The sequence below is a fragment of the Halomonas sp. 25-S5 genome (assembly GCF_029889845.1).
Classification (GTDB): domain Bacteria; phylum Pseudomonadota; class Gammaproteobacteria; order Pseudomonadales; family Halomonadaceae; genus Halomonas.
Window position 1 is genome coordinate 101,821 of record NZ_JARANV010000004.1, and the last position, 23,211, is coordinate 125,031.

The window sequence follows — 23,211 nt, forward strand, 5'->3', positions numbered from 1 at the left end:
CTCCTCGAAGGCCTTCCGCCGGAACAGCCCCGAGCAATACAGCTGTCTATGCTACCCGCTGGGTGTGTCATCGTCCCAGGCGTGTTCCAGGGCATGGCGCACCTGGTCGAAGTCGAAGCCCCGTTGGGCCAGGAAGCGCTCGCGGCGGGCGCGCTCGCGAGGCGACTCGCCGGGCCCCGTGAAGCGCCGCGCGAGCGCCTCGCAGGCCAGGGCGAACCAGTCGCCCTCGCCCTGCCCTTCCTGTTCCGCGAAGGCAGCGTGAATGAGCTCGCGCTCGAGGCCGCGTCGCTCGAGCTCGATGCGGATCTTCAGCGGCCCCTGGCCCCGCAGGATGCGTGAGCGCAGGAAGCTCTCGGCGAAGCGGGCGTCAGACTGCAGCCCCTGCTCGGCCAGGTCATCGAGGCACTCGGCGATGCTCTCGGGGGCGTGTCCCTTGGCCGCCAGGCGCTCGGCCAGTTCTCGGCGCGAATGCTCGCGCCGGGCCAGCAGGCGGATGGCATCGTCCCGGGGCGACGACTCGCCGCCGCCGGTGGGCTGTCCGAACATGACTTATGGCTGGTCGTCGTCGCGGCCGGCCTCGGCGGTGACCGCCTCGTCGACGGCCTCCTCCTTCTTGGGCTCCACCGGCGCGAGCAGCTGGCCGCGGACCTGGCTCTCGATCTCCTCCATCACCGCCGGATTATCCTCGAGGAATTGGGCGGCATTGGCCTTGCCCTGGCCAATCTTGTTGCCCTGATAGCTGTACCAGGCACCTGCCTTGTCGACCAGCTTGCACTGTACGCCCAAATCGACCACCTCCCCGGCATGGTAGATCCCCTTGCCGTAGAGGATCTGGAACTCCGCCTGGCGAAACGGTGGCGCGACCTTGTTCTTGACCACCTTGACCCGTGTCTCGTTGCCGGTGACCTCGTCACCTTGCTTGACGGAGCCGGTGCGGCGGATGTCCAGGCGCACGCTGGCGTAGAACTTGAGCGCATTGCCGCCGGTGGTGGTCTCGGGGCTGCCGAACATCACGCCGATCTTCATGCGGATCTGGTTGATGAAGACCACCATGCAATTGGCGTTCTTGATGTTACCAGCGATCTTGCGCAGGGCCTGGGACATCAGGCGTGCCTGCAGGCCCACGTGGGAGTCGCCCATCTCGCCCTCGATCTCGGCCCGCGGCGTCAGCGCCGCCACCGAGTCGATGATGATCACGTCGACGCCGCCCGAGCGCACCAGCATGTCGCAGATCTCCAGGGCCTGCTCGCCGTTGTCGGGCTGGGAGACCAGCAGGTCGTCGAGGTTGACGCCGAGCTTCTCGGCATAGCTCGGATCCAGGGCATGCTCGGCATCGATGAAGGCGCAGGTCTTGCCCTGCTTCTGGGCCTGGGCGATCACCGACAGGGTCAGGGTGGTCTTGCCCGAAGATTCGGGGCCGAAGATCTCGACCACCCGGCCCAGCGGCAGGCCGCCGATGCCCAGGGCGATGTCCAGGCCCAGCGAGCCGGTGGAGACCGAGGGCATCACCACGCGCGGGGCGTCGCCCAGGCGCATCACGGTGCCCTTGCCGAACTGGCGGTCGATCTGGGAAAGGGCGGCATCCAGCGCCTTGCTGCGGTTTTCGTCCTGAGCCATGTAAGGAACTCCTGAGAGATAGCGAATGAAGGTGACGATGGCCGATAACTACTGTATGACTGCACAGTAGTATGGCGAAAAAATCCCGGCGCGACCAGCGTTGCGGTCACGCCAGCGCGGCCTGCTCGGCGTCAGTGCGGCTCCAGCCGCCGCACCAGGCCGACCAGCGCCTCGCGCACCGCCTGCTCGCGCACGGCCGCACGGTCGCCACCGAAATGGCGGCACTCCGACTCGGCCCGTTCGGCATCGCCCCAGGCCAGCCAGACGGTGCCCACCGGCTTGTCGGGACTGCCGCCGCCGGGGCCGGCCACCCCGCTGACCGCCACGCCGAGCCCGGCGCCGCTGTCGCGGCAGGCGCCGGCCACCATCGCCTCGACGACGGCGCGGCTCACCGCCCCCTGCTCGGCCAGCAGCGCTTGCGGCACGCCCAGCAGCCGGGTCTTGGCGCCGTTGGCATAGGTCACGTAGCCGGTCTCGAACCAGTCGGAGCTGCCGGCCACGGCGGTGATGGCGCTGGCCACCCCGCCCCCGGTGCACGACTCCGCCGCGGTGACGGTCACGCCGCGTGCCCGACAGCGCTCACCGAGCCGCTCGGCGAGGGCCACGAGATCGAGATCGGCCAGGCGGGACGCATTGGGAGGCATGGCAGGACTCCTGGGCATTCGCCGCGGCCGAGGCGACGCCGGCCGCGCGTGAGCGATGACTTTTCCGTACAATAACGGCTTTGTCAGCGACATGCATGGCGCATTCGACGCCAGCCATCCGTCATCCGTCAGAGCAGGAACCCGATGTCACAGGCCAGTGCCCAGCATACCCCCATGATGAGCCAGTACCTGAAGATCAAGCGCGAGCACCCCGACGTGCTGCTCTTCTACCGTATGGGCGACTTCTACGAGCTGTTCTTCGACGATGCCCGGCGCGCCGCCGCCCTGCTCGACATCACCCTGACCCAGCGTGGCCAGTCCGCGGGCCAGCCGATTCCCATGGCCGGCGTGCCCTACCACAGCGCCGAGGGGTATCTGGCCCGCCTGGTGGCCGCCGGCGAGTCGGTGGCGATCTGCGAGCAGATCGGCGACCCGGCCACCAGCAAGGGCCCGGTGGAGCGCCGCGTGGTGCGCATCGTCACCCCGGGCACCCTCTACGACGAGGCATTGCTGGATGCCCGCCGCGACAACCTGCTGGTCGCCGTGGCCCCGCTCGGCGAGCGCTGGGGGCTGGCCTGGCTGGAACTCTCCAGCGGACGCTTCAACGTGCTGGAGGTCGAGGGCGAGAGCGAGATGCTCGCCGAACTGCAGCGTCTCGACCCCGCCGAGCTGCTGGTCGCCGAGAGCCTGGCTCTGCCGGCCGCGCTGGAGGGGCGTCGCGGCCTGCGTCGCCAGAGCGACTGGCTGTTCGACCTCGAGAGCGCGACGCGCACCCTGTGCGACCAGTTCCAGGTCCAGGACCTGCGCGGCTTCGGCTGCGCCCACCTGGAGGCCGCCATCACCGCCGCCGGGGTGCTGGTCGACTATGCCCGGGATACCCAGCGCACCGCCCTGCCCCATGTCACCGCCATCGGCGTGGAGAGCCGCGACGACGCCGTGGTGATCGATGCCGCCAGCCGTCGCAACCTGGAGATCGACGCGAACCTCGGCGGCAGCGCCGACAACACCCTGGCCAGTGTGCTCGACACCACCGCCACGGCCATGGGCTCGCGGTTGCTCAAGCGCTGGCTCAACCGCCCGCTGCGCGACCGCGCGCAGGTCGGCGGCCGCCAGGCGGCGGTGGCGCTGCTGCTCGACGACGAGGGCTTCGCCACCCTGCGTGAGTCACTCAAGGCGATCGGCGACGTGGAACGGATCCTGGCCCGGGTGGCCCTCTACAGCGCACGACCCCGGGACCTGGCCCGCCTGCGCGACGCCCTGGTCGCCCTGCCCGACCTCCAGGCCGACCTCGAGGCCTACGGCGAGGGCAGCACGCTGGACGAGCTGCGGCACCATATCCAGCCCTTCCCGGCGCTGGCCGACACCCTGACCCGCGCCCTGGTGGAGAACCCGCCGGTGGTGATCCGCGACGGCGGGGTGGTCGCCGGAGGCTTCGACGCCGAGCTCGACGAGCACCGCGGGCTCGCCGAGCACGCCGGCGACTATCTGGTTCGCCTGGAGGCCCGGGAGCGCGAGCGGACCGGGCTGCCCGGCCTCAAGGTGGGCTACAACCGGGTCCACGGCTACTACATCGAGATCCCCCGGGCCCAGGCCCGGGACGCCCCCGTCGACTATGTCCGTCGCCAGACCCTGAAGAACGCCGAGCGCTTCATCATCCCCGAGCTCAAGGAGTTCGAGGACAAGGCCCTCTCGGCGAAATCCCGCGCCCTGGCCCGGGAGAAGCTGCTCTACGACGGTCTTCTCGACACCCTGAACGCCGAGCTCGCCGCGCTGCAGGGTACCGGGCGGGCACTGGCGGCACTGGATGTGCTGTGCGCCTTCGCCGAGCGCGCCCAGGCCCTGGACTTCGTGCGCCCGGCGCTGCCCGAGGCGCCGGGCATCGACATCCGCGGCGGCCGCCACCCGGTGGTCGAACGGGTCACCGGGACACCCTTCGTGCCCAACGACCTGGTGCTGGACGACGTGCGCCGCATGCTGGTCATCACTGGCCCTAACATGGGCGGCAAGTCCACCTACATGCGCCAGGCCGCGCTGATCACCCTGCTCGCCCACACCGGCAGCTTCGTGCCGGCGGATGCCGCCACCATCGGGCCGGTGGACCGCATCTTCACCCGCATCGGTTCCTCGGACGACCTGGCCGGCGGGCGCTCCACCTTCATGGTGGAGATGACCGAGACCGCCAGCATCCTGCACAACGCCACCGACCACAGCCTGGTGCTGATGGACGAGATCGGCCGCGGCACCAGCACCTTCGATGGCCTGTCGCTGGCCTGGGCCAGCGCCGAACACCTGACCCGCACCCGCGCCTTCACGCTGTTCGCCACTCACTACTTCGAGATGACGGCACTGGCCGAGCAGGCAGAAGGGGTCGCCAACGTGCACCTGACGGCCGCGGAGCACCGCGACGGGATCGTCTTCATGCACCGGGTGGAGGACGGTCCGGCCAGCCAGAGCTACGGCCTGCAGGTGGCCCAGCTCGCCGGCGTCCCCCAGGGGGTGATCGCCCGCGCCCGGGAGAAGCTCGCCAGCCTGGAGCAGCAGGAGATCGACCAGGGCAGCCGGCTGCCGGCCGCCACGACGAGCGAGGGAGAGCGCCCGGCGGCGCCACGCCAGGCCGACCTCTTCGCCAGCACGCCCCACCCGCTGGTCGAGCAGCTGGGCAGCCTGGATCCTGACGCGCTGTCACCCCGCCAGGCCCTGGAGCTGCTCTACCGCTGGAAGGAGGCGCTGTGAATGGCCGACAATGGCGCCGAGCCCGGCTTGCGAGGTTGCCCTCGCCGCGACTAGAATGGCTCGATCAAATTCCTGACATTATAAGAATATTTTTTCTTATAACTCATTTTGCATCATCGACTACCGGCCGCGCCCTGCCACGGCCAGAGAATGGGAGACTGGCATGACATTCGTCGTCACCGAGAACTGCATCAAGTGCAAGTACACCGACTGTGTCGAGGTCTGCCCGGTGGACTGCTTCTACGAAGGCCCCAACTTCCTGGTGATCCACCCCGACGAGTGCATCGACTGCGCCCTGTGCGAGCCGGAGTGCCCCGCCGAAGCGATCTTCGCGGAGGATGAGATACCCGAGGGGCAGGAGCAGTTTCTCGAGATCAACGCCGAGCTGGCCGAGGTATGGCCCAATATCAGCGAGAAGAAGGATCCCCCGGAGGATGCCGAGGAGTGGGACGGCAAGCCGGGCAAGCTGGAGCTGCTCGAGCGCTGAACCGCCGACACGGACGGACACGACGACGCCGGATGTCATGAGACATCCGGCGTCGTCGTTTCTGCCCTGAGCGAAGAAGGAGAACACTCGGCAAAAAGGCGGCCCGCAGGCCGCCCGCTCCCAGCCGATCCTCGAGCGGCTCCCTCCGCCCGACTCCCGTGATGCCTTCCCTGCCCGGGAGCGGCCTCCTGCCGCACCGTGCGCATCACTTGACGCATCCCGTTGCATCCTGCCGGAAGAGCATCCCCGCTCTCCCACATCCCGAATGCAGTGTGGCATAGCCGCATTGCCGCACAACCCCGCCCGTGACGCGCCGGGGGGAGGGGCACGCCTGCCTGCCCCGTACCACGGCAAAAATGAAAACCCATGAAAATCAACAAAATGAAAGGGTCGACCCCATGAAGGGTCGACCCTGTCCGACGCCAGAATGGCGAATCTCTTCGTCACCCTGTAGGCGATCTCCTACAAGAGATCACGCAAAAGGCAACACTGTTCGCTTACTGCCCCTTGATCGCGGCGCGCCCCGGATAGTCCACCTGGCCGTCCAGCTCCTGTTCGATCACCAGCAGGCGGTTGTACTTGGCCACGCGGTCCGAGCGGCTCAGCGAGCCGGTCTTGATCTGGCCGGCGCAGGTGCCCACGGCCAGATCGGCGATGGTGGTGTCCTCGGTCTCGCCGGAGCGATGGGAAATCACCGCGGTGAAGCCGGCATCCTGGGCCATGCGGATCGCCTCCAGGGTCTCGGAGAGCGAGCCGATCTGGTTGAACTTGATCAGGATGGAGTTGCCGATCTGCTCGTCGATGCCACGCTTGAGAATCTTGGTGTTGGTGACGAAGAGGTCGTCGCCCACCAGCTGGATCTTGTCGCCCAGCCGGTCGGTCAGCACCTTCCAGCCGTCCCAGTCGGACTCGTCCATGCCGTCCTCGATGGAGACGATCGGGAACTGCTCGCACAGCTCGGCCAGGTAGTCGACGAAGCCGGCGGCGTCGAAGGTCTTGCCTTCACCGGCGAGGTCGTACTGGCCGTCCCGATAGAACTCGGAGGAGGCGCAGTCCAGCGCCAGGGTCACGTCGTCGCCCAGGCGGTAGCCGGCGTCGGCCACGGCCTGCTGGATCACCGCCAGAGCCTCGGCATTGGAGTCGAGGTTCGGCGCGAAGCCGCCCTCATCGCCCACCGAGGTGGCAAGTCCTCGGGCGCTGAGCACCTTCTTCAGGGCATGGAAGATCTCGGCGCCCATGCGCAATCCCTCGCGAAAGCTCGGCGCGCCCACCGGCTGGATCATGAACTCCTGGATGTCGACGTTGTTGTCGGCATGCTCGCCGCCGTTGATGATGTTCATCATCGGCACCGGCATCAGGTACTGCCCGGGCTGGCCGTAGAGCTCGGCAATATGCGCGTAGAGCGGCATGCCCTTGGCATTGGCCGCCGCCTTGGCCGCCGCCAGCGACACCGCCAGGATGGCGTTGGCACCCAGCGATGCCTTGTTGTCGGTGCCGTCCAGCACCAGCATGGCATCATCCAGCCCGCGCTGGTCACGGGCATCCATGCCCACCAGGCGCGCACGGATGGTCGTGTTGACGGCCTCCACGGCCTTCAGCACGCCCTTGCCCAGGTAGCGACTCTTGTCGCCATCACGCAGCTCCAGCGCCTCGCGGGAGCCGGTAGAGGCCCCGCTGGGCGCACAGGCTACGCCGGTGGCGCCGCTTTCCAGGCGCACTTCGGCCTGCACGGTGGGATTGCCGCGTGAATCGAGCACCTCGAGGGCGCGGAGTTCGACGATCTTGGTCATCTTGTGGGTCCTTGTCGTGTCAGCGTGGGGGGGAATCAGGAAATCTCGAGCGGGGTAAAGCCCTTCACGAGGTCATCGACGGCCTTCAGCTGAGCCAGGAAGGGCTCGAGGCGATCCAGCGGCAAGGCACAGGGGCCGTCGCACTTGGCGTTGTCGGGATCGGGGTGGGCCTCCAGGAAGAGGCCGGCCAGGCCGACCGCCACCCCGGCACGGGCCAGCTCGACCACCTGCTGCCGACGCCCACCGGCGCTGTCGGCCCGGCCACCCGGGCGCTGCAGGGAGTGCGTGACATCGAAGAAGACAGGATAGCCGGTCTGCTTCATGTCACCGAAGCCAAGCATGTCGACGACCAGATTGTTATAGCCGAAGCTGGATCCGCGCTCGCAAAGCAACAACCTGTCGTTGCCGGCCTCTTCGCACTTGCGAATGATGTGGCGTACCTCGTGGGGCGCCAGGAACTGCGGCTTCTTGATGTTGATCACCGCCCCGGTCTCGGCGATGGCCACTACCAGGTCGGTCTGGCGCGCCAGGAAGGCCGGCAGCTGGATGATGTCGGCGACCTCGGCCACAGGCTTGGCCTGCCAGGGCTCGTGGACGTCGGTGATGATCGGCACCCCGAAGCGAGCCTTCACCTCGGACAGGATCGCGAGCCCCTTCTCCAGGCCGGGGCCGCGGAAGGAGTGGATGGAGCTGCGGTTGGCCTTGTCGAAACTCGCCTTGAAGACGTAGGGCATGCCGAGGCGGCGGGTCACCGACGCATAGGTCTCGGCGACCTCGAGGGCCAGCTCGCGGGATTCCAGCACGTTCATGCCGCCCAGCAGCATCAGCGGCAACGAATTGCCGGCCGTCAGGCCGGCGACTGATATATGACGCTCTGGGATCTGGCGTTCGGGGGCAGACTCGCTCATCACGGACATGGGCCTCACTCCTGGTGGGAGGACTGGGCGCGGATGCGTGCCGCCTTATGCTCCAGCGCCGCATTGACGAAGCCGGTGAACAGCGGATGGCCGTCACGCGGCGTGGAGGTGAACTCCGGGTGGAACTGGCAGGCGACGTACCAGGGGTGATCCGGCAGCTCGACCATCTCCACCAGGGAGTCGTCGACGCTCTTGCCGGAGACCACCAGGCCGGCCTTCTCCAGGTCGTCGATGAACTGGTTGTTCACCTCGAAGCGGTGGCGGTGGCGCTCGACGATCTCGTCGCTTGCGTAGGCCTCGCGCGCCCTGCTGCCGGCCTTGAGCTGGCAGACCTGGCCGCCCAGGCGCATGGTACCGCCGAGGTCGGAGGCCGCGTCGCGCAACTCGACCTTGCCCTCGGGACTCAGCCACTCGGTGATCAGGCCGACCACCGGATGCTGGGTGTCGTGGGTGAACTCGGTGGAATTGGCATCCTCCCAGCCGGCCACGTTGCGGGCAAATTCGATCACCGCCACCTGCATGCCGAGGCAGATGCCGAGATAGGGAATGCCGCTCTCGCGGGCAAAGCGGGCGGTGGCGATCTTGCCTTCCACGCCGCGCTCGCCGAAGCCGCCGGGCACCAGGATGGCATCCTTGCCGGCCAGGCGCTCGGTGCCGTGGTGCTCGATGTCCTCGGAGTCGACATAGTCGACGTTGACCTTCACCCGGGTCTGGATGCCGGCGTGGATCAGTGCCTCGTTGAGCGACTTGTAGGCATCGAGCAGTTCCATGTACTTGCCGACCATGGCGATGTTGATCGACTTCAGCGGGTTGAGCTTGGCATCGAGCACGTGCACCCACTCGCCGAGGTCGGCCTCGGCGGCTTCGAGTCGCAGCTTGTCGCAGACGATATCGTCGAGGCCCTGCTCGTGGAGCATCAGCGGGATACGATAGATGGTGTCGGCGTCCTGCAGCGGGATGACGGCACGCTCTTCCACGTTAGTGAACAGCGCAATCTTGCGTCGCTCTGTCTCCTCGAGCTCCACCTCGCTGCGGCAGATCAGGATGTCCGGCTGGATGCCGATGGAGCGAAGCTCCTTGACGCTGTGCTGGGTCGGCTTGGTCTTGGTCTCCCCCGCCGTCTTGATATAAGGCACTAACGTCAGGTGCATGAAGATCGCCCGGCTGGCCCCCAGCTCGCTTCTGATCTGGCGGATCGATTCCAGGAAGGGCAGCGACTCGATGTCACCCACGGTGCCGCCGATCTCGACCAGGGCCACGTCGAAGCCCTCGCCACCGGCATAGACACGGCGCTTGATCTCGTCGGTGATGTGCGGGATCACCTGCACGGTGCCACCCAGGTAGTCGCCGCGGCGCTCCTTGCGCAGCACGTTCTCGTAGACGCGCCCGGTGGTGAAGTTGTTGGCCTGGGTCATCTTCGTGCGGATGAAGCGCTCGTAGTGGCCCAGGTCCAGGTCGGTCTCGGCGCCATCCTCGGTGACGAACACCTCGCCGTGTTGGAAGGGACTCATGGTGCCCGGATCCACGTTGATGTAGGGATCGAGCTTGAGCATGGTGACCCTGAGGCCGCGCGCCTCGAGAATCGCCGCCAGCGAGGCCGATGCGATGCCCTTGCCGAGTGAAGACACAACGCCGCCGGTCACGAAGATATATCGTGTCATGGAGAACCTGTCGAAACGTGATCGGTAGGCACGGCAGGAAGCCGCGCCAGGATGGGACGACAGACTAGCAGAATACGACCAATGGCTCAATTTCAGCGCCGGCGGCCTGGCTCGACGCTTATCCATATTCAAGACGGAGCCAAACTCGCGGCTTACCCGGCGACAGGCCTTCGAGGGGGCGCTGTGAATACCTCCCTGTACGCTACCGATGCCATCCATGGCATAGGACCCCCTCTACGACCTGTCCCCGGCGCCGCTCACTCTTGGTGGAGCCATCGAACTTCGAGCTTCGAGCTTCGAGCTTCGAGCTTCGAGCTTCGAGCTTCGAGCTTCGAGCTTCGAGCTTCGAGCAGCATGATAATTCCGAACGGCTCACTGCGCATTGCCCGAAGCCCGTAGCTCAGACCCCCAGGTAGTCCAGGATGCCCTCGCCGGCCTGGCGGCCTTCGTAGATGGCGGTGACTACCAGGTCGGAGCCGCGCACCATGTCGCCGCCGGCGAAGATCTTCTCGTTGGTGGTCTGGAAGGCATGGGCGCCCCCCTCCTCCGGTGCCTTAACCCGGCCGCGCTCGTCGATCTCGATGCCCACGGTCTCGAACCAGGGCGCCGGGCTCGGCTGAAAGCCGAAGGCCACGACCACCGCATCGGCGGAGATGATCTCCTCGGAACCGGGCACCACTTCCGGGCGCTGCCGGCCGTTCTCGTCGGGCTCGCCCAGGCGGGTGCGCACCACCTTCACGCCCTCGACCTTGCCCTCGCCGACCACCGCCACCGGTTGGCGGTTGAACAGGAACTCCACCCCCTCCTCGCGGGCGTTGGCCACCTCGCGCTTGGAGCCGGGCATGTTCTGCTCGTCACGGCGGTAGGCGCAGGTCACGCTGGTGGCGCCCTGGCGGATGGCCGTGCGGTTGCAGTCCATGGCGGTATCGCCGCCGCCCAGCACCACCACCCGCTGGCCCTTCAGCGAAGTGAACTCCCGCGGGTCCTTCTCGAAACCCAGGCAGTGATTGACGTTGGCGATCAGGTAGTCGAGGGCCTTGTACACACCGGGCAGGTCCTCGCCGGGGAAGCCGCCCTCCATGTACTTATAGGTGCCCATGCCCAGGAAGACGGCATCGTACTCCTCGAGCAGGCGATCGAACTCGACGTCCTTGCCCACCTCGACGCCGAGGCGGAAATCCATGCCCATCTCCTCGAAGACGGCCCGACGGCGCTCCATCACCGTCTTGTCGAGCTTGAACTCGGGGATGCCGAAGGTCAGCAACCCGCCGATCTCCGGATACTTGTCGAACACCACCGGCTTGACGCCGTTGCGCACCAGGATGTCGGCGCAGCCCAGCCCCGCGGGGCCGGCACCGATCACCGCCACCTTGCGGCCGGTCTGGGTGACGCGGGAAAGATCCGGGCGCCAGCCCATGGCGAAGGCGGTGTCGGTGATGTACTTCTCCACCGAGCCGATGGTCACCGCGCCGAAGCCGTCGTTGAGGGTACAGGCCCCCTCGCAGAGGCGGTCCTGGGGGCAGACCCGCCCGCACACCTCGGGCAGCGAGTTGGTGCGGTGGCACAGTTCCACCGCCTCGAGGATGTTGCCCTCGCTGACCAGCTGCAGCCAGTTGGGAATGTAGTTGTGGACCGGGCACTTCCACTCGCAGTAGGGGTTGCCGCAGTGCAGGCAGCGGTGTGCCTGCCCGGCCGCCTCCTGGGGCTTGTAGGGCTCGTAGATCTCGGCGAACTCCCTGGCCCGGGTGCGCGCCTCCTTCTTCTGCGGGTCCTGGCGACCCACGTCGATGAACTGGAAATCGTTGCTCAAGCGGTTAGCCATGGTCTCTGCTCCTGATGTCTGCGGGGCGATCTCGTCGTCTCGGCGGTGGCTGATTCCGGCCGACGCCGATTCACCTACTCCGGCTGACGCCGGCCCTTATTCCGGCTGACGCCGACCCTTATTCCGGCTGACGCCGGGATTGGGCCAGCAGGCTGCCCAGGCTCGCGGCCTTGGGCTTCACCAGCCAGAAGTGACGGACGAAGTCGCTGAAGTCCTCGAGAATCGCGCGGCCGCGCGCGGAGCCGGTCTCGGCCACGTACTCCTCGATGATCTCCCGCAGATAACGCCGATAGGCCTCCATGACCTCGGTGTTCACCCGATGGATCTCCACCAGTTCATGGTTGTACTTGTCGACGAAGGTGCGGTCCTCGTCGAGCACGTAGGCGAAGCCGCCGGTCATGCCCGCGCCGAAGTTGACGCCCACCTCGCCGAGCACGCAGACCAGGCCGCCGGTCATGTACTCGCCGCAGTGGTCGCCGGCGCCCTCGATCACCGCATGGGCGCCGGAGTTGCGCACCCCGAAGCGCTCGCCGGCGGTACCCGCGGCGAACAGCTTGCCGCCGGTGGCGCCGTACAGGCAGGTATTGCCGATGATGGCGGTCCGGTGGCTCTCGAAGGCACTGCCGGCCGGCGGCACGATCACCACCTTGCCGCCGTTCATGCCCTTGCCGACATAGTCGTTGGCATCGCCCTCCAGGTAGAGATTGAGGCCGCGGGCATTCCAGACGCCGAAGCTCTGGCCGGCCACGCCGGTGAAGCGCGCGGTGACCGGCGCATCCTCGAGCCCCGCCTCGCCATAGCGCTTGGCGATGGCCCCGGAGGTCAGCGCCCCGACGCTGCGGTCGCAGTTGGTGATGGTGAAAGTGAACTCGCCGCCGGACTTCGCCTCGATGGCGTCCTTGAGCGCCTCGAGCACCTCCTGGTTCTTGGCCCCCGGGTCATGGGGGACGTTGCGGCTGACCGCACAGAACTGCGGCGCGTCTTGCGGCACGAAGTCGTTGCCCAGCAGCCCCGACAGGTCGAGCTTGCGCTGGGAGGCGGTGACGCCCTCCAGCACCTCCAGCAGGTCGGTGCGACCGATCAGGTCGGTGAGCTTGCGCACACCCAGCAGGGCCATCAGCTCGCGCACCTCCTCGGCAATGAAGCGGAAGTAGTGCTTGACCATGTCCACGGTGCCGCGGAAGTGCTCGTCGCGCAGGTACTGCATCTGGGTGGCCACGCCGGTGGCGCAGTTGTTGAGGTGGCAGATGCGCAGGTACTTGCAGCCCAGCGCCACCATGGGCGCGGTGCCAAAGCCGAAGCTCTCGGCGCCGAGGATCGCCGCCTTGACCACGTCGAGGCCGGTCTTCAGGCCGCCGTCGGTCTGCAGGCGGATCTTGTCGCGCAGGCCGTTGATGCGCAGCGCCTGGTGCACCTCGGGCAGGCCCAGCTCCCAGGGGCTGCCGGCGTGCTTAATCGAGGTCAGCGGGCTCGCCGCGGTACCGCCGTCGTAGCCGGAGACGGTGATCAGGTCGGCGTAGGCCTTGGCCACGCCGGTGGCGATGGTGCCGATGCCGGGCTCGGAGACCAGCTTCACCGAGACCTGGGCATCGGGGTTGACCTGCTTCAAGTCGAAGATCAGCTGCGCCAGGTCCTCGATGGAGTAGATGTCGTGGTGCGGCGGCGGCGAGATCAGGGTCACGCCGGGCACCGAGTAGCGCAGCCGGGCGATCAGCTCATTGACCTTGCCGCCGGGCAGCTGGCCGCCCTCGCCGGGCTTGGCGCCCTGGGCCACCTTGATCTGCAGCACCTCGGCATTGACCAGGTAGGCCGGCGTGACGCCGAAGCGCCCGGAGGCGATCTGCTTGATCTTGGAGGAGCGGAGGGTGCCGTAGCGGGCCGGGTCCTCGCCCCCCTCGCCGGAGTTGGAGCGCCCGCCGGCCTCGTTCATGGCCTGGGCCAGGGCCTCATGGGCCTCGGGCGAGAGGGCGCCGAGACTCATCCCGGCGCTGTCGAAGCGTGGCAGCAGGTCCTCGACCGCCTCGACCTCCTCCATCGGCAGCGGCTCGGTGGCAGGCCTGAGCCCGAGCAGGTCACGCAGGGTGGCCGGCGAGCGCTCGTTGACCAGCCGGGCAAACGTCTTCCACTTGGCGTAGTCGCCCTCCTGGACCGCCTCCTGCAGCGACATGACCACATCGGGATTGTAGGCGTGGTATTCGTGGCCATGGACGTACTTCATCAGGCCGCCCTGGGGGACGCCCTTGCGCGGCGTCCAGGCCTCGCGTCCCAGCAGCTCCTGCTGCAACTGCAGCTCGCTGAAGCCGGTGCCCTCGATGCGCGAGGCCATGCCGGTGAAGCACAGCTCGACCACCTCCGAGGCGAGGCCCACCGCCTCGAACAGCTGGGAGCCCCGGTAGGAGGCGAGCGTCGAGATGCCCATCTTGGACAGTATCTTGAACAGCCCCTTCTGCAGGCCCTTGCGGTAGTGCTCCCGGGCATCGGCGGGGTTGCCGACCAGCTCGCCGGTATGGTGCATGTCGGCCATGACCTGGTAGGCCAGCCAGGGGAAGACCGCGGTGGCCCCCACCCCGAACAGCACCGCCATCTGGTGGGCATCGCGGGCATAACCGGTCTCCACCACGATGTTGCAGCGCGGGCGCAGGGCCAGGCGGCCCAGGTGGTGGTGCACCGCACCCACGGCCAGCGCCGCATGGATGGGCACCCGCCCCTTGTCCAGCTCGCCGTCGCTGAGCACCAGGATCACCTTGCCGTCGTTGACCGCCTCCTCGGCCTGGCGGCAGAGCTCATGGATCGCCCCCTTGAGGCCGATCTCCTGGGGGTCATAGCCCAGCGACAGGGTGTGGCTGGTGAAGGCCGGGTCATCCTGGTTGACCAGGGCGGCGAACTTGCGCGGCGAGAGGATCGGCGTGGTCAGGATGATGCGGTGGGCGTGCTCCGGGGTCGCCTTGAAGACGTTGAGCTCGGCGCCGACGCAGGTCTCCAGCGACATCACGATCGCCTCGCGCAGCGGGTCGATGGCCGGGTTGGTGACCTGGGCGAACTTCTGGCGGAAGTAGTCGGTGAGCATCCGCTGCTTGCCGGAGAGCACCGCCATGGGGGTGTCGTCGCCCATGGAGCCCACGGCCTCCTGGCCGCTCTCGGCCAGCGGCCGCAGCACCTGGTCGCGCTCCTCGAAGCTGACCTGGAACATCTTCTGCTGGGTGAGCAGGGCCTCGGGGTCCATGTTCTGGAAGCTGGCGAGCTCGGTCAGCGCCGACTCCAGGTACTGGGCCTCCTGCTTCAGCCAGCGCTTGTAGGGATAGGCGGACTTGAGGCGCTCGTCGATGTCAGAGGTATGCAGCACCTCGCCGGTTTCGGTGTCCACGGCCAGTATCTGGCCCGGGCCGACACGCCCCTTGGCCACCACGTCCTCGGGCTTGTAGCCGTAGGTGCCGATCTCCGAGGCCAGGGTGATGTAGCCATTCTTGGTGATCACCCAGCGGGCCGGGCGAAGCCCGTTGCGGTCGAGCATGCAGACGGCCTGGCGACCATCGGTCATCACCACCCCGGCGGGGCCATCCCAGGGCTCCATGTGCATGGAGTTGTATTCGTAGAAGGCGCGCAGGTCGCCGTCCATCAGCTCCACGTTCTGCCAGGCCGGCGGCACCATCATGCGCACCGCACGATGCAGCTCCATGCCGCCGGTGAGCAGCACCTCGAGCATGTTGTCCATGCTCGAGGAGTCCGACCCGGTGGTATTGACGATCTCGTCGAGCTCGACGATCTCGGGCAGCCTGTCGCTTAAGAAGTTCTCCTTGCGCGAGTTGGCCCAGCCGCGGTTGGCCTCCACGGTATTGATCTCGCCGTTGTGGGCCAGCAGGCGGAACGGCTGGGCCAACGGCCAGCGCGGCGCGGTGTTGGTGGAGAAGCGCTGGTGGAAGACGCAGATCGCGGTCTCCAGGCGCTCGTCGCCCAGGTCGGGGTAGAAGGCCGGCAGGTCCACCGGCATCATCAGCCCCTTGTAGGAGACCACCTCGCGGGAGAGCGAGCAGACATAGAAGTCCTCGTCGTCGCGCAACGTCTCCTCGGCGCGGCGGCGGGCCATGAACAGATCCACATCGAAATGCCCGGCCTCGTCGCTCCCCGCCTCGACGAACAGCTGGCGGATCCGCGGCAGGCAGTCGAGTGCCATGGGCCCGCAAACGCTGGCATCCACCGGCACGTCGCGCCAGCCGGCCACCCGCAGGCCACGCGCCTCGAGCTCGGCGACCAGGGTCTCGCGGCCGCGGGCCTCACGGGCGTCGTCGTCAGGCAGGAACACCACGCCCACGGCGAAGTGCTCGCCCAACTCCACACCGAGAGATTCCTTGGCGACGTCGCGCATGAAGGCATCGGGCATCTGGAGCAGCAGCCCGCACCCATCGCCGGTCTTGCCGTCGGCCGCAATACCGCCACGGTGGGTCATGCAGGTCAGGGACTCGATGGCGGTCTTGAGCAGGTCGTGGCTGGCCTGGCCCTCCATATGGGCGATCAGGCCGAACCCGCAGTTGTCGCGGAACTCGCCAGGCTGATGAAGACCTCTGTTCATGGGCGGTGCCTCGGGTTGAAGAGTTTATTTGGCAGTCATCACATGTTATCGTTATCGTTTTTTCTTATTTCATGCTGCGCCTGAAGCGGCCGCACGACTGCTCGACAAAAGGCCGACCAGCATAGCCAGAGCCGCCCCCACCGCGCAATATTTCGCCCCCCGCACGCCATGAAAAACCATCGACAAATCCGCGACTTGCACCGAAAATAATCCAAAAAAAACCCGCTATCTCAATGGCTTGCAAGGCCCAACCACGGCCCAGCCACGCGCCGGAGAATGCATTAGACTTTAGGCTAATATCTTCCCATTTCCCCATGCCGATCCGGCATACGCCATGCAAATGCTTGTCCCGACACGAAGACGCCCGCGCAGGGCGGGCGTCATCAGGCAGGCAGGCGCTGGTCGGCATCAGCGGCGTGGGAACGCCTCGATCAGCGCGGCCAGGGTCTCGGTTGGGGTCGCGTCATGGATGCAGGCCTCGCCCAGGGTGTGCAGCAGGATCAGGCGCAGGCGGCTGTCGAGGTTCTTCTTGTCGAGACGCATGATAGCGAGGAAGTCGTCCACCGACATGTCGGCCGGGGCCGCCAGGGGCAGGCCAGCGGCCTCGATGATCGCCCGGGTGCGCGCCACCTCCGCATCGCTCAGCCAGCCCAGCCGCCGGGAGAGCTCGGCGGCCATCAGCATGCCGGTGCCCACGGCCTCGCCATGCAGCCAGTGGCCGTAGCCCTGGTGGGCCTCGATGGCGTGGCCGAAGGTATGACCGAGGTTGAGCAGCGCCCTCACCCCCTGCTCGGTCTCATCCTCGGCGACGATCTCGGCCTTGAGGGCACAGCTGCACTCGATGGCCCGGGTCAGAGCGGCGGCGTCGAGGCCGCGCAAGGCGTCCATCTGCGCTTCCAGCCAGGCCAGGAAGTCGGCATCGCGGATCAGGCCGTACTTGATCACCTCGGCGAGCCCTGCGGAGAGCTCGCGGGCCGGCAGCGTCGCCAGGGTGTCGGTATCCACCAGCACTGCCCGCGGCTGCCAGAAGGCGCCGATCATGTTCTTGCCCCGCGGGTGGTTCACCCCCGTCTTGCCGCCCACCGAGGAGTCGACTTGGGCGAGCAGCGTGGTCGGCACCTGCACGAAGGCCACGCCGCGCTGGTAGCAGGCCGCGGCGAAGCCGACCATGTCGCCGATCACCCCGCCGCCCAGGGCAATGAGGGTGCAGCGACGGTTGAAGCCGGCCGCCAGCAGGGTATCCCAGATCCGCTCGACGCTGGCGAGTGTCTTGGTGGCCTCGCCATCGGGCAGCACCAGCTCGCGCACGTCGAGGTCATCGCCGAGCCCCTGCCTGAGGCGTGCCAGGTAGCGCGGCGCCACCGTCTCGTTGGTCACCACCATGACCTGGCGCCCGGCCAGGTGCGGGGCCAACCAGCGAGGATCGCCCAGCAGCCCGGGGCCGATGTGGATGGGATAGCTGCGGCTGCCCAGCGCCACCTCGAGGGTGCTCGGAGCCTTGCGGGAATCGTTCATGGCGTCAGGCCTTGCATTGCAGGGGATCGACCAGGCGCGTGACGCGCCGCACGATCTCGTTGACCACGGCACGCGGGCCGCGCCGGTCGGTGCGCACCACCACATCGGCGGTGGCGCGGTAGAGGGGGTCACGCAGCGCGAACATGTCGCGCAGCAGCTGCTCGCGGTCGCCGTGCTGCAGCAGCGGTCGGTTGCGGTCCTTGGCGGTGCGCCGCAGCTGCTGCTCCACGGTGGTGAGCAGATAGATGACGGTGCCACTCTCGCGCAGCACCCGGCGGTTCTCCTCGCGCAGCACGGCGCCGCCACCGGTGGCGATGACCACACCGTCGTGACGGGTCAGCTCGCGGATCATCTGGGTCTCGCGATCGCGGAAGCCCGCCTCGCCCTCGACGTCGAAGATCCACGGGATGTCGGCGCCGCAGCGCGCCTGGATCTGGTGGTCGCTGTCGTAGAACGCGCGTGACAGTTCGGCCGCCAGCAGGCGGCCGATGGTGCTCTTGCCGGCCCCCATGGGGCCGATCAGTATCAGGTTGGGTAGTGCCTGCATCAGCGAATGGCCAGGTTGTCGTCCAGTATTCGGGGCGTGATGAATACCAGCAACTCTACCTTATCATTGGTGTTCTCGGTATAGCGGAAGAGGTTGCCCAGCACCGGCAGGTCGCCCAGGAAGGGCGTCTTGAACAGGCTGCGTACCTCCTCGGTGGTGAGGATCCCTCCCAGCACCACGGTCTCGCCGTTATCCACCAGCACCTGGGTCTCGATGGAGTTCGTGTCGATGGAGGGCACACCGTTGAAGAGCTCCCCCACCGTATCGTTGTTGATCACCAGGTCCATAATGATGCGATTGTCCGGGGTAATCTGCGGTGTTACCTCCAGCGATAGCACCGCATCCTTGAACTCGGTATCGGTCGCGCCGCTGGACGTGGATTCCTGAAAAGGAATCTCGGTGCCCTGCTTGATCACCGCGGTGCGCTGGTTGGCGGTGATTACCCGCGGCTGGGAGATGGTCTGGCTCTTGCCCTCGCTCTCCAGGGCACGCAGCTCCAGGTCGAGCAGGATATCGCCGGAGAGATAGCCGAAGCTGAAAGCTGTATTCGCGACATCAGAACTGCCCATATCCACGGAGAGGCCACCAAATGACCGCCCAACACCTCCACCTCCTTCAACATCCTCTGTAGCATCTCCAATGATGTTGCTTGAGCCTACTTGTTGATTGTTTGACGACAGCCCCCAGTTTACCCCCAGCTCGCGGGTGGCACTGTCCCGGGCGATGACGATGCGCGCCTCGATCTGCACCTGGCGCACGGCGATATCCAGGCGCTCCAGGGTGGCCAGGATGGCATCGATCTGGTCGGCGGTATCCTGTACCAGCAGGGTATTGGTGCGCGGGTCGACGGCCACCCGGCCGCGCTCGGTCAGCAGGCCGAAGCCGCTCTCGCCGCGCAGCAAGCGGGCCATGTCATCGGCCTTGGCATACTTCACCTGGATGTACTCGGTCTCCAGCGGGGCCAGAGTCTCGAGCTGCTCGCGGGCTTCCAGCTCCTGGCGCTCCAGGCTGGCCAGCTCATTGGCCGGGGCCACCACGATGACGTTGCCCTGCTGGCGGCTCGCCAGGCCGTGGCTCTTGAGCACCAGGTCCAGGGCCTGGTCCCAGGGCACGTCCTGCAGGTTGAGGGTGACGCGGCCGGTCACGCTGTCGCTGGCCACCAGGTTGAGGCCGGTGAAGTCGGCGATGATCGCCAGCACCGAGCGCACCTCGATGTCCTGGAAGTTCAGGGTGATGCGCTCGCCGGAATAGGGGAACTGCTCGCGGGTGCGCTCCTCGCGCTCCTCCCGGGTGACCGGCTGGGCCTCGATGGTCAGCTGGCGGCCGCTCTGGGTGGAGAGCATGGCGAAGCCGCCCTCACCCTCGATATCCAGGGTCACGCCATCGCGCCCCACCCGCGGGGTGACGCGCTTGAGCGGCGTGCCGAAGTCGCTGACGTCGTAGACCTGGTCCAGGAAGGTCGGCAGCTCGACCCCGCGCAGCTCGGCGACGATGCGGTTGCGCCCGCTCTCGCGCACCCGGGCATCCACCCCCGTGCGGTTGAAGGTCACGACCAGCCGCCCGGCCCCGTCGCCGCCGCGGCGGAAGTCGATGTCCTGGATGCTCGGTCGGCCGGACGCCATGGCAGTGTCCCGGCTCGGCCTCGTTGAGGCGGTGGTCGTAGCGGTCGTGGTCGAAGCCGCCGCCGGCTGGCCGGCCCCGCCGCCGATGGACAGGTGCAGGCGGTCGCCCTGCTGACGGGTGTCGTAGGGCAGGGGCCCTTCGAGCTCGAAGACCAGGCGCGTGCGCGAACCGGCCTCCAGGGCCGTGACCCGCTCGACCCCGCCGATGCCGAGCTCCTCGCGGCGGCGCTCCAGGGCGCTGTCGGTGTCCATCAGGTCGATGGTCAGCCGGGCCGGGTCGTCGAGGCGATAGCCGCGCACCTCGGGAACCGGGCCACGAAAGTCGAGATCCACCTCCAGCGCCCCGTCACTACCCTGGCGGAACGCCAGGTCGGTGAGGGTGGAGGCCGCCACGGCGGCCGTGGAGACCGCCAGCAGTGCCACGATTGCGAGACCACGAATCATCGGTTGCATTGTTCCCTTCCCCCTGCTGGCCCCTGCCGCCTACTGCCCGGCGGCATGGCATCATGTTGTCTAGTCGTCGAGTGTCAGCCGGGTGCCGCGCTCGGTCCAGCCGCCCCGCCCGGTGGGCACGATCTCCACCAGCTGCACCGAGGCCCCGGTGATGCCGATGATGCGCCCGAAGTCGGATCCCAGGTGGTTGCCGGTGTGCAGGCGATGCACCTTGCCGTCCGGCGCCTGGATCAGGGCCGAGGGCTGCCCGCCCACCGTGAGGGTGCCCACCAGCTCGAGCTCGCTCAGGTCATAGGCCTCCAGCGGCTCCTTCGGACGCGATTCATCCGGTGCCAGGTCGCTGTCGGCACCGCCTCCGGGCAACTCCTCGGGCTCCGGCAGGCGCGCCTGGAAGGGGCTGCGCTCGTCGGCGAAGTCGTAGTCCACCGAGGTATAGGTCGGCATGGGCGGCACCGGCTCCAGGTCCACCTGGCCGGGGTCGACCCGCATTGCCTCCAGCTCCCGTTCGAGGGTAGGCAGGTTCGCGTCACGGCAGGCCCCCAGGGCGAGCAGCAGGGCCATCAGGGCGCCTCTGGTCAGCCAATGAGTCATGGCGTTCCCTCCTCGGCGGTGGCCTGGGGCGGGCGGTAGCTGTAGGTCTTGGCCAGCATCGACAGCTGCAGGCGGTTGCCGCCATCGACCGGCGCCAGGCTGAAGTCATGCTGGGTGACGATGCGCGGCAGATCGGCGACGCCGGCGATGAAGGAGGCGATGCGGTGGTAGTCGCCCTTCACCCGGATATCGAAGGGACGTTCGGTGTAGAACTCCTGCAGGACGGGGCTACGCAGGCGGATGAAGTCGATGGACAGCTGGTTGTCCAGCGCCGTCTCGCTGATGTCGTCGATCAGCGACGGGATCTCGGGACCGCCCGGGAGCATGGCTACCAGCCCCGATAGCCGCTTATCGAGCTCCTCGACCTGCTCACGCAGCGCCGGCAGGTTGGCGGCCTGGGCCGACTTGCTGCGGTAGTCGCGCAGCAGGCTCTGCTCCTCGCGCTGGGCCTGCTCGAGCTCCTCGACCTTGGGCGCGGCCAGGTACCAGTACATGCCGGCGAGGGTCAGGCCCACCACCAGCACGCAACAGATCAACTGCAGCAGGAAGGGCCAGCCGCCGGACTCCTTGATGTCCAGCTCTCCCCAGTCCATGTCGCTCAGTCGACGAACTTCCGTGGACAGATTCATGGCGCCTCCGTGCCTTCCCCGTCGGGCATCTGCTGGTTCACGCTGAGGTTGAAGCGACGCATCGCGCCGTCGGTGGACTCCACCTCGGAGAGCACCGGCACGTCGAAGACCGCAGAGGCCTCCAGCTGGCGCAGCTGGTCCGAGACCCGGCGGTTGTCTTCGGCCAGGCCGGTGAGCCGCAGCTGGCTGCCCTGGCGGTTGAGCCCGGAGTAGTAGACGCCCTCCTCCAGGCTCCCCGCCAGCGCGTTGAAGACGTGGACCGTCTGCGGACGGCCCATCTGCAGCTGCTCGAAGACCTCGATCTGGCGCTTCAGCGACGTGACCTGCTCCTCGTACTGGCTCACCGCGCGGATATCATGATCCAGCTCGGCGGTGCGGTCACTGATCAGCTGCTGGCGCTGCTGCTGGTCGGCGAGCCGCTGCTCGTAGTACCAGGTCATGCCATAGCCGCCGCCGAGGCCGATCAGCGCCATCAACGCCAGTGCCAGGAAGAACCGCTTGCTGCGCCGGGCACGCACTTCCTCCCGCCAGGGGAGCAAGTTGATCTCGATGGTCATTTGCCTACCCTCATCGCCAGGCCGCAGGCCGTGAGCATGGCCGGGGCATCGCCGGCCAGGGTCGGGACGTCGATGCGGGGGTTCACCTTCATGCGCCGGAAGGGGTTGGCGATCACCACCTCCATGCCGCTCTCCTCGGCCAGGCGCTCCGCCAGCCCCGGCAGCACGCTGGTGCCACCGGCCAGGATCATGCGCCGCACCTCCTGCTTGCGCCCGGCGGTATAGTAGAGCTGCAGCGAGCGTCCCACCTGCTGAACCAGGGTATCGAGGAAGGGGTCGAGCACGCTGCGCTGGTAGTCATCGGGCAGGCCGCCGCGCTTCTTGGCCAGACCCGCCTCCTCGAGGGTCAGCCCGTAGCGATTGCGGATCTCGTCGGTCAGCTGGCGGCCACCGAACACGGTATCGCGGCTGTAAGTGACGCGCCCCTCGCGCAGCACATGGAAGGCGTTCATGGTGGCGCCGATATCCACCAGGGCCACGCACTCCTGCTCGACCTCGGTCGCGGGCAGCTGGTGGCGAAGCTCCTGGAAGGCGCGCTCCATGGCGAAGGTCTCGACATCCACTGCCGCCGGGGTGAGCCCGGCCTGCAGCACGGCCTCGGTCAGCTGATTGACGTCCTGCTGGCGGCAGGCGACCAGCAGGACGTCCTGCTGGTCGCCGTAGCGCGCGTTGAGGCCCAGCCGCTGGAAGTCGAAGGCGACCTCACTGAACGGAAAAGGGATGTGCTTGTCAGATTCGAGCTGGATGCGCGCCTCGATCTCGTCGTCGTCGAGCGAGGCGGGTAACGTGAGGGTCTTGGTGATGGCGGCACTGGCCGGCACGGCCACGGCGGCATTGCGCGATCCCGGCCGGGCATGGTCCACGGCGCGCTTGAGGGCGTCCACCACGGCCGACATGTCGCGTATGCGCCGCTCGATCACGGCGCCTTCGCGCAGCGGCCGTACGGCGTAGCTTTCAACCTGGTAGTGACTACCAGCACGCTTGAGTTCGATGACCTTGACGGTTGCCGAGGTGATATCGACACCGACCAGTCCCTTGCCGGATGCTCTCAGTCGCATC

General features: G+C 67.4%; 17 protein-coding genes. 2 read left to right on the plus strand and 15 right to left on the minus strand.

Annotation, left to right across the window (positions count from 1 at the left end; all coding sequences use genetic code 11):
* Nucleotides 1–51: 51 nt before the first annotated feature.
* From OP498_RS04850 to OP498_RS04860, 3 genes are all read right to left on the minus strand, one after another.
* Nucleotides 52–546, minus strand: a complete 495-nt coding sequence (locus OP498_RS04850; protein ID WP_280546294.1) for a regulatory protein RecX — start codon at nt 544–546, stop codon at nt 52–54.
* 3 nt (nt 547–549) lie between these two features.
* Nucleotides 550–1,617, minus strand: a complete 1,068-nt coding sequence (gene recA, locus OP498_RS04855) for a recombinase RecA (RefSeq protein ID WP_280546295.1) — start codon at nt 1,615–1,617, stop codon at nt 550–552.
* Nucleotides 1,618–1,748: 131 nt separating this feature from the next.
* Nucleotides 1,749–2,261 (minus strand): CinA family protein, encoded by a 513-nt coding sequence (locus tag OP498_RS04860; RefSeq protein ID WP_280552804.1) that lies wholly within the window; start codon nt 2,259–2,261, stop codon nt 1,749–1,751.
* A 144-nt stretch (nt 2,262–2,405) separates the two neighbouring features.
* Here OP498_RS04860 and mutS point away from each other — a divergent pair, with 144 nt between their 5' ends.
* Together mutS and fdxA are read left to right on the plus strand one after the other, a co-directional pair.
* On the plus strand, nt 2,406–4,994 hold the full coding sequence (gene mutS, locus OP498_RS04865; RefSeq protein WP_280552805.1) for a DNA mismatch repair protein MutS: 2,589 nt from the start codon (nt 2,406–2,408) through the stop codon (nt 4,992–4,994).
* Between the two features lie 163 nt (nt 4,995–5,157).
* A complete protein-coding gene (gene fdxA, locus OP498_RS04870; protein WP_280546298.1) occupies nt 5,158–5,481 on the plus strand; it encodes a ferredoxin FdxA in 324 nt (107 codons plus the stop codon).
* 497 nt (nt 5,482–5,978) lie between these two features.
* Here fdxA and eno read toward each other — a convergent pair whose 3' ends face one another.
* The 12 genes from eno to pilM all read right to left on the minus strand — a co-directional run bounded on the left by eno (nt 5,979) and on the right by pilM (nt 23,210).
* The gene (gene eno, locus OP498_RS04875; RefSeq protein WP_280552806.1) at nt 5,979–7,271 is read right to left on the minus strand and encodes a phosphopyruvate hydratase; all 1,293 of its coding nucleotides are present in this window, start codon (nt 7,269–7,271) and stop codon (nt 5,979–5,981) included.
* A 35-nt stretch (nt 7,272–7,306) separates the two neighbouring features.
* Nucleotides 7,307–8,179 carry a 3-deoxy-8-phosphooctulonate synthase gene (gene kdsA / locus OP498_RS04880; protein WP_280546396.1) on the minus strand — a complete coding sequence of 291 codons (873 nt, stop codon included), beginning with the start codon at nt 8,177–8,179 and terminating at the stop codon, nt 7,307–7,309.
* A gap of 14 nt (nt 8,180–8,193) precedes the next feature.
* A complete protein-coding gene (locus tag OP498_RS04885; RefSeq protein WP_280546301.1) occupies nt 8,194–9,849 on the minus strand; it encodes a CTP synthase in 1,656 nt (551 codons plus the stop codon).
* Between the two features lie 400 nt (nt 9,850–10,249).
* Nucleotides 10,250–11,671: an FAD-dependent oxidoreductase gene (locus OP498_RS04890; RefSeq protein ID WP_280552807.1), complete on the minus strand. Its 1,422-nt coding sequence runs from the start codon at nt 11,669–11,671 to the stop codon at nt 10,250–10,252.
* A 118-nt stretch (nt 11,672–11,789) separates the two neighbouring features.
* Nucleotides 11,790–16,238 (minus strand): glutamate synthase large subunit, encoded by a 4,449-nt coding sequence (gltB, locus tag OP498_RS04895; RefSeq protein WP_280552808.1) that lies wholly within the window; start codon nt 16,236–16,238, stop codon nt 11,790–11,792.
* Between the two features lie 408 nt (nt 16,239–16,646).
* Entirely contained in the window at nt 16,647–17,753 is a 1,107-nt protein-coding gene (aroB, locus tag OP498_RS04900; protein WP_280552809.1) for a 3-dehydroquinate synthase, read from the minus strand.
* Between the two features lie 4 nt (nt 17,754–17,757).
* Nucleotides 17,758–18,300 (minus strand): shikimate kinase AroK, encoded by a 543-nt coding sequence (gene aroK, locus OP498_RS04905; RefSeq protein WP_280546308.1) that lies wholly within the window; start codon nt 18,298–18,300, stop codon nt 17,758–17,760.
* Entirely contained in the window at nt 18,300–20,375 is a 2,076-nt protein-coding gene (gene pilQ / locus OP498_RS04910) for a type IV pilus secretin PilQ (RefSeq protein ID WP_280552810.1), read from the minus strand. Before pilQ ends, aroK begins: the two co-directional genes overlap by 1 nt.
* A 60-nt stretch (nt 20,376–20,435) precedes the next feature.
* Nucleotides 20,436–20,966 (minus strand): pilus assembly protein PilP, encoded by a 531-nt coding sequence (locus tag OP498_RS04915; RefSeq protein ID WP_280552811.1) that lies wholly within the window; start codon nt 20,964–20,966, stop codon nt 20,436–20,438.
* A complete protein-coding gene (locus OP498_RS04920) occupies nt 20,963–21,595 on the minus strand; it encodes a type 4a pilus biogenesis protein PilO (RefSeq protein WP_280552812.1) in 633 nt (210 codons plus the stop codon). The genes OP498_RS04915 and OP498_RS04920 overlap by 4 nt, the downstream gene beginning before the upstream one ends.
* Nucleotides 21,592–22,152 carry a PilN domain-containing protein gene (locus tag OP498_RS04925; RefSeq protein ID WP_280552813.1) on the minus strand — a complete coding sequence of 187 codons (561 nt, stop codon included), beginning with the start codon at nt 22,150–22,152 and terminating at the stop codon, nt 21,592–21,594. Before OP498_RS04925 ends, OP498_RS04920 begins: the two co-directional genes overlap by 4 nt.
* The gene (gene pilM / locus OP498_RS04930; protein ID WP_280552814.1) at nt 22,149–23,210 is read right to left on the minus strand and encodes a type IV pilus assembly protein PilM; all 1,062 of its coding nucleotides are present in this window, start codon (nt 23,208–23,210) and stop codon (nt 22,149–22,151) included. The genes OP498_RS04925 and pilM overlap by 4 nt, the downstream gene beginning before the upstream one ends.
* Nucleotide 23,211: the final 1 nt, after the last annotated feature.